The organism is Thermoleptolyngbya sp. C42_A2020_037, assembly GCF_015272455.1.
In the GTDB taxonomy this organism is placed as follows: Bacteria; Cyanobacteriota; Cyanobacteriia; order Elainellales; family Elainellaceae; genus Thermoleptolyngbya.
Map to the genome: position 1 here is coordinate 29,534 of NZ_JACYLP010000047.1, position 14,971 is coordinate 44,504.

Below are 14,971 nucleotides of genomic sequence, written 5' to 3' on the forward strand. Positions count from 1 at the left end.
CGAAAGTTGATCATTGAGCATTAACCGGGTCTTGAACCTACAATGAGCGCTCTATCGCGCATGAAACTACATGAAGTCATGAGCAAGCGGCTCCTGCTTTTCCAGTAGCTCTACTGACTTATTTTCATTTACCGCTCTCTTTAGTCATCTACTACTCTCGCTCATCTACCACTCTACTGAGAGTTATCAGATAGGGAAAGATTTGTCATTTCATTTTGATAGGCTCATCTAGCTTTGGTTGAATGCAAAGCGCCTTTTAAGCGCCCAATCGGATCAGGGAATTACTGCAACTGAATAGTGAGCATCTCCACATCAATTCACGAAGTTCAGTCTATCCGGAAGTGTTAACTTATGATGTCCCCAATAAAGCCTCCGACACAGAATGTGATTGGGTTTCCAGTTACATCTCTTAGCTTTCATGAACAGATAGATTGGATGCTGGAATGGGCCTCGCAGCGCTTGAGTAAGACTGTCTGCGTTGCCAATGTGCATATGCTGATGGAAGCAACCTGGAACAAAGAATTTGGCGCTATTTTGTCAGGCAGCGATATGGTGACGCCAGATGGAATGCCGCTTGTTTGGTTGATGAGCTGGATGGGACGCTATCGGCAAGACAGAGTGGCGGGCATGGATATTATCTTGGGGCTTTGTGAGCAATCGCCCTCTCGAAACATCAGCATCTTTTTCCTGGGTTCTGATGAAAACACCTTGCAAAAAATGCGCCAACGGCTGCACCACGAATTTCCGAATCTGGAGATTGCAGGCATGGAGCCGTTGCCCTTTCGCCCGCTGACTCCTCAGGAAGATGAGGACATTACGCGACTAATCAACGAGAGCGGTGCAGGGATCGTGATGGTGTCGCTGGGCTGCCCAAAACAGGAGAAATGGATCAGCGAGCATAAAGGCAAAGTGAATGCCGTGATGATTGGGCTGGGCGGGGCATTTCCTGTCTATGCAGGGGTGCAAAAGTGGGCACCGGAAATAGTTAGGCGATTGGGCTTTGAGTGGCTCTATCGCTTGATTCAAGAGCCAGGACGATTGTGGAAACGTTATGCAAGAACAATTCCGCCATTTGCAGTTTTAGCACTGTTGCAAGTTGTGAGTACGCTGAGTCGTGAGGACATGAGTCTGCAAACTCGCAGCAGATAGCTTGGAGGATTTGTCAGACGCTATCAGCCAACGGTTCGGTGCAGCAGTTGTCGCAATCTCTGGTTTGACTCAAGCATCTAGCCTAGGCGGTTTCAGTCAGTCAGTCGATTGCCACACGCTGCGACGAATCGTGCCGCTACCTCTGGCTGCGCTCCCCAGTGGACATGCAGATAAGAGGCATGAAGGGTTGGCGACTGCCAGCCTTCAGGAATGGCAGGGCTTTGAGGGGCGTAGGGTTGCAGGTGATAGAGCGGGTTTTCGGATGAGTGAGTCAGGTGTGATCGGTGAAACTCGTGCCCCCAAAGCGTTTCGCCTTGGCGATAGAGAAAGGTGTTTTGCTGGGCGATCGCCCGTCGATAGCCGAGAGTCAGTTGTTTGCCCATGACCGCTGCTGTCGGCAAAACGCCCGCTGTCTCCCAAGCGTTTCCGTCAAAATCCACAATGCTCTGGCTCAGATACATTAGCCCGCCGCACTCTGCATAGGTCGTCAGGCCTGACTGAATTGCGGCCCTCACTGCTGCCCGCGCCGCTGCGTTTGCTGCCAATTCTGCTGCAAACATCTCCGGGAACCCGCCGCCGAAGTATAGCCCGCCTACGCCCTCTGGCAAGGCGGCATCTTGCAATGGACTCCAAAACACCAGTTCAGCGCCCAACTGCTCCAGCAGTTCCAGGTTATCGGCATAGTAGAAGCTGAAGGCGCGATCGCGGGCAACGGCCAGGCGGATTTTGGATTTTGGATTTTGGATTTTGGCATCGACGGCGGGCATTGGCCAGGGCGGCGTTTTTGTCTGGCTGGTTTTGAGTAGGGGGCGCAGTTGGTTCCAGTCAAAGCTGGTTTCTGCTAAGGATGCGAGGCGATCGCACAATTTTCCCAACGCTGGCAGTTCGTCTGTGGGCACGAGTCCCAAGTGGCGATCGGGGAGGGTGATTTCGTCTTGGCGACGCAGCACGCCGAGGATGGGCAAGCCCAGCGGCTCCAGTGCCTCTTTGAGCAGGGTGAGATGGCGATCGCTGCCTACCCGATTCAGCACTACGCCTGCTATGTGCAAACGCAGGTCAAAGCTGCGATATCCGTGGGCGATCGCCGCCACTGAGCGCGACATTCGGGCACAATCCAGCACCAGCAGCACGGGCAGGTTCAGCAGCCGTGCCACCTGGGCCGTGCTGGCTACGTCTTCGCGGCCACTGGCCCCGTCGAATAGCCCCATCACCCCTTCGATCAGAGCAAATTCTGCGTCCTGACTTGCAGAGGCAAAGCACTGCTGCACATAGGTTTCGGAGGTCAGCAGCGGATCGAGATTGCGGCAAGCGCGGCCCGTAATAAACTGATGAAACATGGGGTCGATGTAATCTGGCCCCACTTTGAACGACTGGACGCGATCGCCCCACCGGGTCAACGCTGCTAGCAGTGCCATCGTCACCGTCGTCTTGCCTACGCCGCTGCGTTCTCCCGCCACCACTAGCGCCATTGTTACATCCCAGCTACATCACTATAGCGTCATTTTAGCGTTCGGCAGATGGGATGGCGGGCGTGCGCCTTTGCATCTTTAGTCGATGTTTTAGAATAATTCATCCCGACGAATTTCCAGGGAATAGCAAAAGCGATCGCCCCGTGAAATGGTTTCCCCGTAGGCAATGGGGCGATCGCCCGTGGTAAAGGCGGTGTGGCGATAGACAATCAGCGGATGTCCCAGCGGAACGTCTAAATGTAGGCTCTCTTCTGGATTGGCATAAGTACATTCCAGGATAGCTTCGATGCGGGCGATCGCAATCCCGTGCTGCTCCAGCACCGGAAACGTCATTTGATGGGTTGAATCGACTGCAAAAAAGGTTTCAAACGACGGCGGCACATAGGTCAAGTCCAGCGCTCCGGGTGCGCCGTTAATTTCCAACAGTTTCTTTTGAAAATAGGCGGTGGGCGTTTCAAACAGATGCTGAGCGACGACGGGAACCTCGACCAAACCTGCCTCCAGCCGCTTCGCCAAGAGCGAAATGCCCTGCTGCGCCATGTCTGCTTCCAAAAACACCATCGGGCTAGACAGGGAGTAGGTGACCTTGCGCCGCTCCGTCACAAACACGCCCTTGCCCTGACGAGAAACGACAAGTCCCTGGCTGATGAGATTGGCGATCGCCTGTCGAATCGTCGTTCGGCTCACCCCAAACCGCTCCACCAGTTGGTATTCGCTGGGCAGTTGTTCTCCTGGCGGATAGTCGCCGCCGAGAATTTGGCGGCGAAGTTGTTCGGAAATCGCAAGGTGCAGCGGAGTGGACATGCTGTCGGCTGAGTAGATCGGTATGCAACCAGTCTACGAAACCAGCCAATCTACGCAAGAATAGGCCTGCAAAAAATCTGGCGGAGTGCGCCAGCTATTCTGGGCGAGTTGATTCTGGATGAGTTGATAGAAATTCCGCGATTAAACCAGATATAGAATCCTGTTTTTGTTTCGCTTTCTTTTGAGAATTCTGAATGCTTCGTATGCCGCCCGCCACCAGTAAGCCCGATAGCGAACCCCCCAAAATGCAAAGCCCAATATTTCGCACAGCAATGTTTCGATATTGCTCTTTTAGGGCCAATTCTTGCGTGGTTGCGGCTGAGGTCAGCGTGTTGTCGTTCGTTACAACCGTCACAGATAGCCCAAAGACAACACCAGCCGTTAGCAACGAGGGAATCAAGATTGTTTTGATGGGAGACTGGTTCATTTTTGATACACTTCGACGGGAATTTATCGACAGAGATTTTTCGCTTTCTCGCTCAGGAATGCAGTGGCTTTGGCTATATCGCCAATCAGCCATACGGCTGAAAATCTAACATCGCACTGCTGCAAAGCTGTGGTGTAACTAAGCGTATTGTAGTAATCCGCTCAGCGCAACGACTGCTTTCGATGGTCGAGTCAGCCAATCTTTACAAGAAAAACAGCAGCATAAAAACTAGATGATCAATTACTCAATCTTTGCCGAATCTTGATTAAAAGCTTCCGGTTAAACTATGGTTCCGCCTGCTTAAAACGCTCAATTTGCAGTCAATCCACTTTCCGGATCTAAGGCTCTTGAGTTGAAAAAGCTATTAAACAATTAAACATTAATGGAGATCTGTGATGGGGAGCTACAGCTTTGTCTGCGAATAGATTTGATGCTCTCCTGAGATAAGTTGCTTGATTTGCACGATGTCTTAAAAGACGCAAGATACAGTCCTTATCCACAGGCGTTGTTCCGAAAAAGTGGCGCTCGCCCCCCATGTTTTAGCCTCATGAAGACAAGATTTAGCTTGCTGATCGTGATGATTTTGGGAACTACGGCGGCCATTCTAGGGATTCCTGGACTCCGAGCATTCCTGTCGGGCTTTGCTCGCCCAGAGCCATCTAGGATAGGAGTTTCCAAAACAGTTTCTCTGGCTCAGCGGGTGCAGGGGGGCAATCTAGAGCGCCTGAAGCAGACGCGCAAGTGTCCCCGCTGCAACTTGAGCGGTGCTGACCTAAGCGGACTCGACCTGAGCCGGGTTGACCTGCGGGAGGCAAACCTGACGGCTGCCAAGTTTGACAATACCAAGTTAATTAACGCCCAGCTAACCCGAGCTAACTTGACCGATGCCAGTCTACAAAGTGCCAATCTCCAGGGTGCAGATTTGCAAGGCGCGGTACTGAGTCGCACCAACTTTCGGAACGCTCAGATGATGCACGCTACCCTGGAAGAAGCAGACTTGCAGCAGGCAACGCTGACCGGAGCTGAGATGCGGGCCGCCAACCTGACAGACAGCCGCATGGAACGAGCCAACCTGAGGCAAACCAGTCTCTACGGCGCATTGCTGAGCCGGGCAAATCTGGCGATCGCCGACCTTAGCGATTCCGATCTGCGCTACGCCAACTTCCTGGATGCCAATCTTCAAGGAGCAAATTTCAGCAACGCCCAGCTAGAGTTTGCCATCATGCCCAACGGCAGCACTTATCAGGGCACAGTGCCCTACTAAATGCCTTATTGATCTTGCGAAAACCGGATTGAAACAGATGCCAGATATATTCTGTTTAGCTGAGTTATCATGTTAATTTCTATATCACCGCTACGAGGTCGGCTGCGTTCGCTAAACTATCGCACTGCTCGACAGTTCCTACAAGCTGGCGTGGTGTTGGCAGCGGTCTTACTCTTATCTCGCTTCTGTCAGCCGGGACGGTTTTCGCTGGGTTTCCAGCATGACATTGACCTGCAACTCAGCGTGTTATCAGAGGGAAACGGTGTATACACGATCAATGGTAAAACCAATCTGCCTGATAATGCTCGACTGGCGATCGCCGCTGTTCGCTATCTGGAGCCACCTCAATCGTCCAGTCTCTCCTCCGAGGCGAAGCCCAGCTATTCCATCCTGGCCTATCAGACGGCCACCGTGACCAATGGCCAATGGCAGGCCCAGCTTAACCTGTGGCAGGTTGCGGAGGATGGTCGCTATCAGGAATCGTGGCAATTTGAGCAAGCTGCCCTCCGGCTGAATCTGGAACCCAGCCAAGACGTGATCTTTTTGGCAACGCTAAACCCGATCGGCAAAGTCGAGCAACTGCCTGCGCTAGAACAGCAGCTTCGCAACAAAAGGCTTGCAATCAGCGGCAAACATCTCTATACCGCAGCGGACGGGCAACAATATGTGCAAGTGCAGCAAGTGCAGCCCGTCGCTCTACCCACCGACCGCACCAGCCCGCCTGTTCGTCGTCCTGAAGACCTGAATGGCGGCTGGGGTGAGCGCTATTTGATGCCCGGTGAGCCGCCCAATCCCTACGTGCTAGAACAGCCGACGGAACGACAGACGGATGCCCCGATGCGCCGCGAGGAGTTTTTGTGGTGAGGGTGTCGGATTTTGGATTTTGGATTGCCGATTTTGGATTGCTTGTTTAGTTAGAGCCAGTTGCCCAGCAGCACGTAGGATGCCCAGAAGCGGGGCGCGTCGTAGTTTGCCCGCAGCAGGCTCAGCTGGGCCTGGCGCAGGGCTTCGGCTTTGGAGATGGGGCTGCGCGTCAGTTGGTGATAGAACTCGATCATCAGATCGGCTCCGGCTTCGTCGTCTACGCTCCAGAGCGAGGCGATGGTGCTGCGGGCCCCGGCGCGAACGGCTACTCCCGCAAGGCCCAGGGTAGCGCGGCGATCGCCCTCGGCGGTGCGGCAGGCGCTCAACACCAGCAGTTCAATCGGCTCTGGGCTGTCTAGCTCCTGGACTTGCAGCAGGCTGCTGAGGTCTTTCACGTTGACTCGGCTATCCCACGCCAGGATGAAGGTGTCGGCGGCGTTGGAGCTAAACTCGCCGTGGGTTGCGACGTGGACAATCGAGGCGGGTGCGGCGCTTAGAGAATTCTGGAAATTTTGCTGGGTAAAGCTTGTATTGAGCAGCACGCGACTGGGCAGGGTTTTCTGGATTTCCGCTAGCTCCTTTTCTACATTGGGCAGGGCAGGAAAATTGTCTCGTGCTTCCGTCAGCCCGGCCATTAGGGCGCGAAACTGACGCTGCTGGAGCGGACGCGGGTCGGGCAGTTGCAGACCGGGGGCCAGCGCCACGCTGTAGTGTTCGATCAAATACTGGCGACCGTCGTGCAGGGCTGCCATTGGCACGTTGCGTAGCGCCCCGTCTAGCACGAAAACAAGCGTCTGGTTTTCGGTCAATTGGTCTGCAATGGGGCGAATCAGCCAGTCGTAGACCTGCTGGGACAGGGCCAGTCCTTCGGGGGAGGGGTAAGCGCGATCGCGCAATTCTCGCAACAGGTCTTCGGACACGCGCTCGACGGTTTCCTGGGAAACGGGCGTGGCGTAGCGGCGGAGGGGCTGCTGGGGCTGCTTCAGGATGACTTCAATCCGGTCGGGCAGGACGATGGTATACAGCACAGCGGCGGGCAGCGTAGACAAATCCACCACCCGGTCTAGCTGAAACTGCGTATCCAGGCAGGCTTCTCGAAAGAAGTTGTCCAGTTCTGCCACTTGCAGCCCCTCAATCACGTCCCGCGCCTGCACCAGCCGCTCCAGGTCGGGGGTTGGATTCTGCGGATCGAGCAGCAGATCGACCAACTGGCGATAGACTGGCTCCACGCTTTCGCGGAAGGAAAACTGCACGTCTCGGTTAATCGCCACCAGATCGCCCCGGATGGCTTGCAGGCTTTGCACGGACTGGCTGTAGGCGGCGATCGCCCCCGTTTTGTCGCCTTGCACCAGCAGCAGTCGCCCCAGTTGCCACTGCCAGCGATAGGCAATATCGGCGGCAGCGATCTGCTGCGCCAGGTTGAGCGCCTGCTGAGTCAGGGTTTGGGCTTCGCGCCACTGTCCTGTTTGTTCGTACAGATGCCCCAAGCTGCCCAGGGCAAAGGACTCTGCCCGCAAGTCGCCCACTTCCCTTGCCTGCTGCACCGTTTTGGACAAGCGACGGGCGATCGCCTCCAGATCTGGCTCTCCACCGCTGGCTTGGGACAGGGTTGTCAAAAGCTGCGCCAGCTCAATCTGGCTGAACAGCGTCGGCCGACTGGGGGGCAAGAGGTCGAGTTGCTGCTGAATTGCCGAGTAGCGCGATCGCGCCTGCTCCCACTGGGCAGTTTCCACCAGCAGGCTGAGCTGGTTCAGCGCCGCCTGAAGCCGCAACTCCGCCGAGGGGGATACCTGGGCAGCCTCGGTATACAGTCTCAGCACGGTTTCCGTCTGCTGCAAAAAGGTCGCGGCAATGCGCTGCTGGCGCTGTTCGTAGGCCCGCCGAGCGCGATTGTCTGATAAGGGAGTCTTCAGTCGCTGCACTGCTTCGGTGGGGGTCATGCCGGCCTGTCCCAGCGCGGCGATCGCCCTGGCCCGGCCCAGGTTTGCTAGGCTAAGCGTGACGGCGGCGATCGCCTCCTGGGTGGCGGGCGTGGGCGACTGGGCGTGCAGCGCGGCGGCAATCCGGCGACTTTGCTCCAGGGCTTGACGGGCCGCGTCTAGATCGCCCGCCACGCGCTGAGCATCCCCCAGCGTCCGCAGCACCTGCACCTTGGTCAGCGAGTCGGGTGTGGCGGCAAGCTGCTGGTCGATGGCCGCAAGCTGGGCGATCGCCCGCCGATATAGCCCCAGCGATCGCAGCGCCTGCGCCTGGTTCATCTGCGTGTCGATGGCGGCCAGGTCGCCCACCTGCTGAAACAACGCTGTGGCCCGCTCCCAGGACTCTAGCGCCGCATCTGCCTGCCCCCGCGCAAATTGGAGCCGCCCCAAAATGGTCAATGCCTGCGCCTGTGCCCGCTGCACGGGTTGGGTGCGCGGCGGGAGGGAATTCAGCAGTTGCACCGCTTCAGTCATGTGCCGTTCTGCCGCCGCCCATTCCCCAAGCTGCTGATGCGCTAGCGACAGGTTTGCCAGCGTCAACCCTTCGTGGAGGCGATCGCCCGTCTGCCGATAGTCGATAAGCTGGGTTTCTAACTGGGCGATCGCCTCTCGATAGCGACCCGCTTCGTAGAGCAATCGGGCGGACTGCGGGTCGTCTGGGGGCAGGGCTTGGGAAGAACGAAGAACGAAGAACGAAGAACGAAGGGGGAATGTGGATGGGGGCTGCGCTAGAAATCCAGAAAATTGCTCGGTGCTTAAGCTCTCTGGCTGGACGGTCGCGGGATGGATGGAAGCGGTGTGGAGTGCTGGCGATGGGGGCAAATTGGCTGGAGGCGTGCCTGTGGCAGAATAGGTCAAACCCAGTGCCAGCATTAGCCCCAGGAGCAGCGCTGTGGCCCATCGCCGGGTTCTGTGGCGATAGAAGACGCGGTGGGAACTGGGGCAGGGCAGTCGTGCCAGCGTTGCGGAGCAATATTGCGTAAGTGTTGCGGAGCAACATCGCCCAATCGCCTCAAACTGCTGCCGGAGTTCGGCAGTGAAACGCGCTTGTCTCCATCGACGGCTCTGGCCCATCGTCCCTTCGCCCTGCAAGTTGGACTGAGTGTACTCTAGATTTTCGCCAGATTCTTGCCTGACCGCAGTCCCCGCCAGGAGAAGATTCGTGAAGCGCCGCTAAATCGGGCTGACTAGCCAGCCGCGCATAAAGTAGTAGACCGAGGATAAATATTCATCTACCACGCGGGTCGTCAGCGCCAGTGCGTCTACGTTGGGAACCAGGTCAGCCACGCTGGCAATCAGGCGGCGATCGTCCAGTTGAAACAGAAATTGGTCGGTAGGCAGACCCAGGGTTCGCAGGCCGCGGCTGGCAAAGGTGGCGCGGGCGCGGCTGACGTTGAGCAAGGGCACCACCAGCAGCAGGCTGTCGGTTTCTTTTTGGTAGCCCAGCGGGGTCAGGATGCGCTCGATGGCTACCGCGTTGCTGTAGAGATCCGTACCTTCTGTGTCGATCACGATGCGATCGCCCTGCACGCCCGCGCTGGTCAAAATGCCCTGCACGGTCTGGATGGCGATCGCCCGCGCTTCCTCCGATGCATTCAGTCCCAGTTGCGACCCCAGGCTGACGATGACCAGCGGGTTCCGACCCTGCTCTAATTCACCGCGATAGACGCGAGCCGCAAAGAAGAGCCGCGAGGCTAGCACATTGGTAAACCCGTCGCGATCGCTGCTGACCTGAGTGCGGCTGCGATAGGCCGGGTCGGCCGGATCGTTACTGTCGCCCAGCACCACAATCGCCTTGACGGATGCCGGGTTAAAGTCCACCGGCCGCTGCACCATTGGGCTGTAGGCCAGCGTGCGGGCCGCCTGCGAGGTCAGCCAGTAGGCCACAATCGGCGTACTCGTCAGCAGCAGCACCAGCACCGCCGCCAGCACCAGATTGCCGTCCACGCTTTTGGCCCCTTTTTTCAGCGCACTCAGCAGCAGGAAGAACACCAGACCCAGCGGTTTCAGCGGCAGCGACAACACGCTCCAGACCGTGCCCACGGTGCTGTTGGTGGGGTCGATAAACGCCAAGATGACGAAGGCAAATAGGATGATGCCGCCCAGCCACGTCAGGTAGACCCTGGGAATGAACTTGCTGAACACATACCAGAGGATCGTGCCAATCAGCAGCCAGAGCAGAATTCGGGTGAGCAGTTCAAACATGGTTGACAGGCATGGTTGACGGGTCGCCCGCTGGAGGTCGATGCCGGGGGGCAAAAAGGTCTAGTCCAGTGTAATGCGCGATCGCCCACCCGGTGACGGGTTTCTTGGGGTTATAGGCTGGTGAGCTGCGTCCAGTACTGGTCGTAGAGTTCCGTTGCGTCGCCGATGGGGGAAATGCGCTCACATTTTTGCAGCGCCGCCTGGTCGGGATACAGGTTGGGATTGGACTTGAGGGCGTTGGGCAATAGGTCGATCGCCGCCTGGTTTGCCGTAGCGAACCTCAGCCGCTCCGATGCCTGTGCCAGCACATCTGGCTCCAGCAAGAAGTTAATCCAGGCATAGGCCGCATCGGGGTTGGGCGCAGCCGCCGGAATCACCATCGTATCAGTCCACAGGGACGAGCCGCTGGCGGGAATCAGGTATTGGATGTCGGGATTTTCTTCCGACACCTGGAGCGCGTCGGAGGAATAGGCCATGGCGATCGCCAGGTCGCCCGTGAGCATCTGATCGCGCCAGCCGTCGGTCGTAAAGTTGGCGATCGCAGGCTTGAGCTTTTGCAACTGCCGGAACGCCGCCTCCAGTTCCTTTGGGTTGGTGGAGTTGTAGGAATAGCCCAGCGACTTCAGCGTTGCGCCCATCACCTCTCGCACGTCGTTAAACAGCGTCACCCGTCGCGCCAGCTTGCTCTGATTATCCCAGAGATAGTCCCAGTCCTGCGGCGAGGGGTTGAGCTGGGTGCGGTTGTAAACCAGACCGGTCGTGCCCCACACGGCGGGAATGCTGAATTGGTTGCCGGGGTCGTAGGGCGGGTCTTGGAACTGGGGCAGCAGGTTTTCGGCTCCGGTGATTTTGGTTTTGTCCAGTTCTGCCAGCAGGTTGAGTTCTTTCATCTGCTCCACCATATAGTCGGAGGGGTAGATGATGCTGTACTCGTTGCCGCCGCCGGCCTGCACCTTCGCCAGCATAGTTTCGTTGGAGTCGAATACGTCGGCGATCGCCCGCACGCCCGTTTGCTCCTGAAACTGGCTCAATAGCTCGTCGTCAATATAGTTTGACCAGGTATAAATCCGCAGCGTATCGCTGCCGCCCGCGCCGCCCTGCACGTTGCTATAGCCGCCCCGACAGCTTGCCAGCGCCACGGCTGAGAGGGCCGCGCCTGCCCCCTGAAGAAACTGCCGACGGGTTTTGCGGCTAAACGGAGCGGTTGGCCGATTGGGCTGAGTCATAGGTCAGGGATTGGGGTCTGGGATGGAGATGAGAACTTTCCCAATTATCCCCAGTTCTGACGCAAAAGCGACATTATGTAGCCAGCGCTACACCTTGACCGGGTCATCTGAGTTGAAACGGAGAGGGGGGGATTCGAACCCCCGTTGGGTGTGACCCCAAACTTGATTTCGAGTCAAGCGCATTCAACCACTCTGCCACCTCTCCAAAGGGGCATTATCGTATTTTACAGGACGAACGGCGCTAATCGACGGGGGCGATCGCCCGAAACCCGGTTTTTGGAGTCCACTGAATTGCGCCCTGCTGAGCGACAATGTGCAGGGGAATGGCTTGGGCGCTGAACCAGGCTCCGGCAGTGTCGTTGGGCGGACGAGTGGCGATCGCCTGCTGGGGGCGGATCGTGCTGAGCGCCTGGGCATCCAGCTTTCCCCCGTCCCACCACAGCACAGTCGTCAGGGTTGCCAGTTGCGGCAGCAAGGGTTCCAGGGAAGCGGTTCGCAGCCCGCGTATCAGCAGCCAGATCTGGTCATCAATTTGAAACCGCAGCGCCAGGGGTTCCTGACTCACCTTTCGCACGGCAACATCGCCAAGCTGCATCGCCTGATTCAGCGGCAATGTGTAAATCCGGCCGCCCCGCGTCTGGAGTTGCTGAATGAGTTGCTGTTTGTCGGGGGGCTTTGGGGTTTCAGAGGGTTGACACGCTCCAGCGGAAAAATAGAAAGACTGAATCGGTAGATTTTGTGCAAGCTGCATCCAGCCTTCTGTGTGGCATTCGGTGAGGTCGGGGGCGATCGCCCAGGTCACCCGGTTTACCCCCTGCTGTCGCAAAAAGGGTAGCACGGTAAACTGCGCGTCCTCTGGGCTGAGGTTGCCAATTAGCCCCACGCGGCTGCGGTGTTGCACGATCAGCATCGGCTCGTCGGCCGTGTCTAGCACGGTCACCGCCAGCCGCGACATCACCGCCGCCCCCGTCGGAATGGCCACCAGCCCAAGACACACGATCGCCGCCAGCCACCAGCGCCGATGCAGCCCCGCTACGCCCCACACCAGCAGATAGATGGCATACAGCGCCATCACCTGACTAGGCGCGATCGTCCCTGCTGCGTAGGCACTGCCTGGAAGCTGGTTGGCAAATTCCACCAGCGCCATCAAAAGCTGGGTTGGCCACAGGAGCAACTGGGCGATCGCGCTGCCCCCCGCAGGCAAGACCAGCGCCGCCAGCGCACTGAGGCCGCTGCCCAGGCTGATGCCCGTAATCAGCGGCGCAGTCAGGATATTTAGCACCAGACTGTAGGGCGACACCACGCCAAAAACGTGCAGTTGTAGCGGAATCGTCCACACAAAGGCGGCGAGGGGCACAGCCACCAGCGGGGCGATCGCGCTGGGCAGCCAGTCTAGCCATTTTGTCAGCACCGGCGCTGTGACCAGCAGCCCCAGCGTTGCCAGCACGCTGAGCTGAAATCCCAAATCCCAAATCCAGATCGGATTCACCAGCAGCAGCAGCGTCGCCGCCAGCAGCAGCGAGTGGAGCGGGTTGACCTTGCGCCCCAGCGTGATTGCCACCAGCACCGCCAGCCCCATCACGCCCGCCCGCGCCACCGACGGCTCTAGCCCGGTCAGCCCGATGTAGCCTAGCAGTAGGGCCGTGGAAAGAAAAAAGCTGACCTGAGAGGGGAGCGATCGCGTCAGGCTGAGCATGATGCCAATCAGCAGCGACACCTGAAAGCCCGATGCTGCCAGCGCGTGAGCCAGTCCTGCATTCGCAAAGCTATCACGCAACTCGAAGGGAACATCTACACCGCCTTTGCCCAGCAGCATGGCGCTGACGAGTGCGCCTGGTCGCGGGTCGGGCTGCCCGTTCTGATCCTTAACGGATAGGCCTGCTGCCTGCGATCGCACGATGCGCTGCCGCACCTGCCAGAGTGTTTGCTGAAGCCGGGAGGAGAGCGATCGCCTCCACGTCCACTGTTCCCGAAATCGCCCTTCCGTTGCAGGAAAATCGACAGTTTTACCCGCTAGTCCCGCGAACATACCGCGCTGCGCCAGGTATTGCCGAAAATCAAAGCCGCCAGGGTTCCTGGCAGGCTTGGGGCGATACAGCGACCCCGACACCGTAAGCATCTGTCCTGGATGCAGATCTTCCTTGAGCTTCAGCGGCAGCGTCACATACAGCCGCCCAGACACCGCCGCAGCGCGAATGGGCTGGTCTGCCTCGTCCATCTGCTGCACCTGAAACGGCACTAGCTCTAGCTGGAGCTTGCCGCTGCGGGTTTGCTTTGGCGGCGTGTCGATGAAGCCATGCACTGTCACAGCGAGGTTGGCTCGCTCGGTTGCTGCGTCGGGGTTGCTCAGCAGAGCGCTGATGTCCGTTTCCGCAGGTTTGGGCAGGCGCACCTGAAAGTAAAGCGCTGCCAACAGTCCGACCCATCCCGCTACCATCCAGACCTTGGCGGAAGGCCCCGTCCGCCAGAGGCGAGGCGCGATCGCCCCTGCCAGCAGTCCCAACACCGGAAGGGCGATCGCCCCCACTGAGATGCCCCATACCTGCACCGAAACCCCGGTCAAAAGCAGGCCCAGCCCATAGGCTAGGCACAGCATTACACCGCCCGCTGCGCTCATAAATTTTGCTGTTTGATACACCCTGATGAACAGCAGTATTCCCATCGGGTTTGCCCGATTACCAGATGCCCGATTACCAGATGCGCGATTACCAGATGCGCGATTACCAGACGCGGGGAAGATATCCGGGCCGATCGACCAGCGCCGACCGCAGCAGATGCCAGATCTGGATAAACCAGCGGCGGGCCTCCAGGGTGGAATGGCCGCGATAGCGATAGAGGAGGCCGGATTGGAGGCGGGTAGCGGCGTATTGAAGGGATGGGAGGGGGCTAGAGGAAGCTGCGGTGGGGATAAATTGGCGGGTTTGGGGAAGAAGGTCGGCAGAAAGTTGGGCGACTGGCTGGCCGAGGATGGCGAAACTGGCGACGACGGGGCAATCGTTCAGCCCGTGGGGACTGCTCAGCGGGGCAGCACTGCCAAGGATCTGCTGCGGATCGACCCAGAGCAGCGTTCCATCTTGCCAGACCTCTGTGTGCGATCGCCATTGGCCGCTGGCAAACCGTTCGCCCCGCGCCGTGCGTCCCAGTCGGGTGATTTCCCAACCCAGCCACAGCGCATCTTTTTCCAAATCTACCCGGAGCCGCTGCCGATAGTCGGCTCCGTCGAACACGATGGTTTCCTGAGGCAGCCATTCTAAACAGCCGCCCGCTGCAACGCGGAGGTGGGTCGTCTGCTCAGCCACTTGACCGTTGCTGCGGTAAATCTTGCCAGCGGTGGCGGTGGTGGTCAGCGCGTGCGCGTTTTGCGCCAGATGAACTTGAGTCGAGAGGCGATCGCCCCCCACCACGCCGCCCGCCGTGTGCAGCGTCACCACATGACAGACGCGATCGCCCTCTGGGAAGAACGGCCGCTGCACCTTCATCGGAGCCTGCACAAAGCTGCGGCCAAGCTGCGTTCCGCCCGCCCGCGCCACAAAATCCAGTTCCAAGCGCCCCTGCCAGCCCGCCCCGTCCGCTCCCATTACGCC

Annotated in this window: 11 protein-coding genes and 1 tRNA gene; 3 read left to right on the plus strand and 9 right to left on the minus strand. The window is 58.4% G+C overall.

Annotated elements, in window-relative coordinates; genetic code table 11:
- Positions 1-351 precede the first annotated feature (351 nt).
- Positions 352-1,149, plus strand: a complete 798-nt coding sequence (locus tag IGS16_RS16125; protein WP_367185805.1) for a WecB/TagA/CpsF family glycosyltransferase — start codon at positions 352-354, stop codon at positions 1,147-1,149.
- Between the two features lie 92 nt (positions 1,150-1,241).
- Here the strand turns inward: IGS16_RS16125 and IGS16_RS16130 are convergent, their stop codons facing one another.
- From IGS16_RS16130 to IGS16_RS16140, 3 genes are all read right to left on the minus strand, one after another.
- Complete coding sequence (locus tag IGS16_RS16130) at positions 1,242-2,618, minus strand: cobyrinate a,c-diamide synthase (protein ID WP_297087132.1); 1,377 nt, start codon at positions 2,616-2,618, stop codon at positions 1,242-1,244.
- 90 nt (positions 2,619-2,708) lie between these two features.
- Positions 2,709-3,422, minus strand: a complete 714-nt coding sequence (locus IGS16_RS16135) for a GntR family transcriptional regulator (protein WP_297087134.1) — start codon at positions 3,420-3,422, stop codon at positions 2,709-2,711.
- Between the two features lie 94 nt (positions 3,423-3,516).
- Positions 3,517-3,849: a hypothetical protein gene (locus IGS16_RS16140; RefSeq protein WP_068509040.1), complete on the minus strand. Its 333-nt coding sequence runs from the start codon at positions 3,847-3,849 to the stop codon at positions 3,517-3,519.
- Between the two features lie 547 nt (positions 3,850-4,396).
- On the opposite strand from IGS16_RS16140, the gene IGS16_RS16145 reads away from it, so the two are divergent.
- Positions 4,397-5,113, plus strand: coding sequence for a pentapeptide repeat-containing protein (locus IGS16_RS16145; protein ID WP_297087137.1), 717 nt, complete (start codon positions 4,397-4,399; stop codon positions 5,111-5,113).
- A 69-nt stretch (positions 5,114-5,182) separates the two neighbouring features.
- A complete protein-coding gene (locus IGS16_RS16150; RefSeq protein WP_297087139.1) occupies positions 5,183-5,977 on the plus strand; it encodes a hypothetical protein in 795 nt (264 codons plus the stop codon).
- Positions 5,978-6,027: 50 nt separating this feature from the next.
- Here IGS16_RS16150 and IGS16_RS16155 read toward each other — a convergent pair whose 3' ends face one another.
- The 6 genes from IGS16_RS16155 to IGS16_RS16180 all read right to left on the minus strand — a co-directional run bounded on the left by IGS16_RS16155 (position 6,028) and on the right by IGS16_RS16180 (position 14,965).
- Positions 6,028-9,030 (minus strand): CHAT domain-containing protein, encoded by a 3,003-nt coding sequence (locus IGS16_RS16155; RefSeq protein ID WP_297087141.1) that lies wholly within the window; start codon positions 9,028-9,030, stop codon positions 6,028-6,030.
- Positions 9,031-9,129: 99 nt separating this feature from the next.
- Complete coding sequence (locus IGS16_RS16160) at positions 9,130-10,161, minus strand: ElyC/SanA/YdcF family protein (RefSeq protein ID WP_297087142.1); 1,032 nt, start codon at positions 10,159-10,161, stop codon at positions 9,130-9,132.
- 110 nt (positions 10,162-10,271) lie between these two features.
- A complete protein-coding gene (locus IGS16_RS16165) occupies positions 10,272-11,387 on the minus strand; it encodes a spermidine/putrescine ABC transporter substrate-binding protein (RefSeq protein ID WP_297087144.1) in 1,116 nt (371 codons plus the stop codon).
- 118 nt (positions 11,388-11,505) lie between these two features.
- Positions 11,506-11,592 (minus strand) — tRNA-Ser (locus tag IGS16_RS16170).
- A 36-nt stretch (positions 11,593-11,628) separates the two neighbouring features.
- Positions 11,629-14,004 carry a ComEC/Rec2 family competence protein gene (locus tag IGS16_RS16175; RefSeq protein ID WP_297087147.1) on the minus strand — a complete coding sequence of 792 codons (2,376 nt, stop codon included), beginning with the start codon at positions 14,002-14,004 and terminating at the stop codon, positions 11,629-11,631.
- A gap of 103 nt (positions 14,005-14,107) precedes the next feature.
- Entirely contained in the window at positions 14,108-14,965 is an 858-nt protein-coding gene (locus tag IGS16_RS16180) for an urease accessory protein UreD (protein ID WP_297087149.1), read from the minus strand.
- Positions 14,966-14,971: the final 6 nt, after the last annotated feature.

Coding starts and splice junctions, on each gene's coding strand:
- IGS16_RS16180 (WP_297087149.1), bottom strand. CDS start 14,965: ATGGGAGCGGACGGGGCGGGCTGGCAGGGGCGCTTGGAACTGGATTTT.
- IGS16_RS16140 (WP_068509040.1), bottom strand. CDS start 3,849: ATGAACCAGTCTCCCATCAAAACAATCTTGATTCCCTCGTTGCTAACG.
- IGS16_RS16125 (WP_367185805.1), top strand. CDS start 352: ATGATGTCCCCAATAAAGCCTCCGACACAGAATGTGATTGGGTTTCCA.
- IGS16_RS16175 (WP_297087147.1), bottom strand. CDS start 14,004: ATGAGCGCAGCGGGCGGTGTAATGCTGTGCCTAGCCTATGGGCTGGGC.
- IGS16_RS16130 (WP_297087132.1), bottom strand. CDS start 2,618: ATGGCGCTAGTGGTGGCGGGAGAACGCAGCGGCGTAGGCAAGACGACG.
- IGS16_RS16145 (WP_297087137.1), top strand. CDS start 4,397: ATGAAGACAAGATTTAGCTTGCTGATCGTGATGATTTTGGGAACTACG.
- IGS16_RS16165 (WP_297087144.1), bottom strand. CDS start 11,387: ATGACTCAGCCCAATCGGCCAACCGCTCCGTTTAGCCGCAAAACCCGT.
- IGS16_RS16155 (WP_297087141.1), bottom strand. CDS start 9,030: ATGGGCCAGAGCCGTCGATGGAGACAAGCGCGTTTCACTGCCGAACTC.
- IGS16_RS16160 (WP_297087142.1), bottom strand. CDS start 10,161: ATGTTTGAACTGCTCACCCGAATTCTGCTCTGGCTGCTGATTGGCACG.
- IGS16_RS16135 (WP_297087134.1), bottom strand. CDS start 3,422: ATGTCCACTCCGCTGCACCTTGCGATTTCCGAACAACTTCGCCGCCAA.
- IGS16_RS16150 (WP_297087139.1), top strand. CDS start 5,183: ATGTTAATTTCTATATCACCGCTACGAGGTCGGCTGCGTTCGCTAAAC.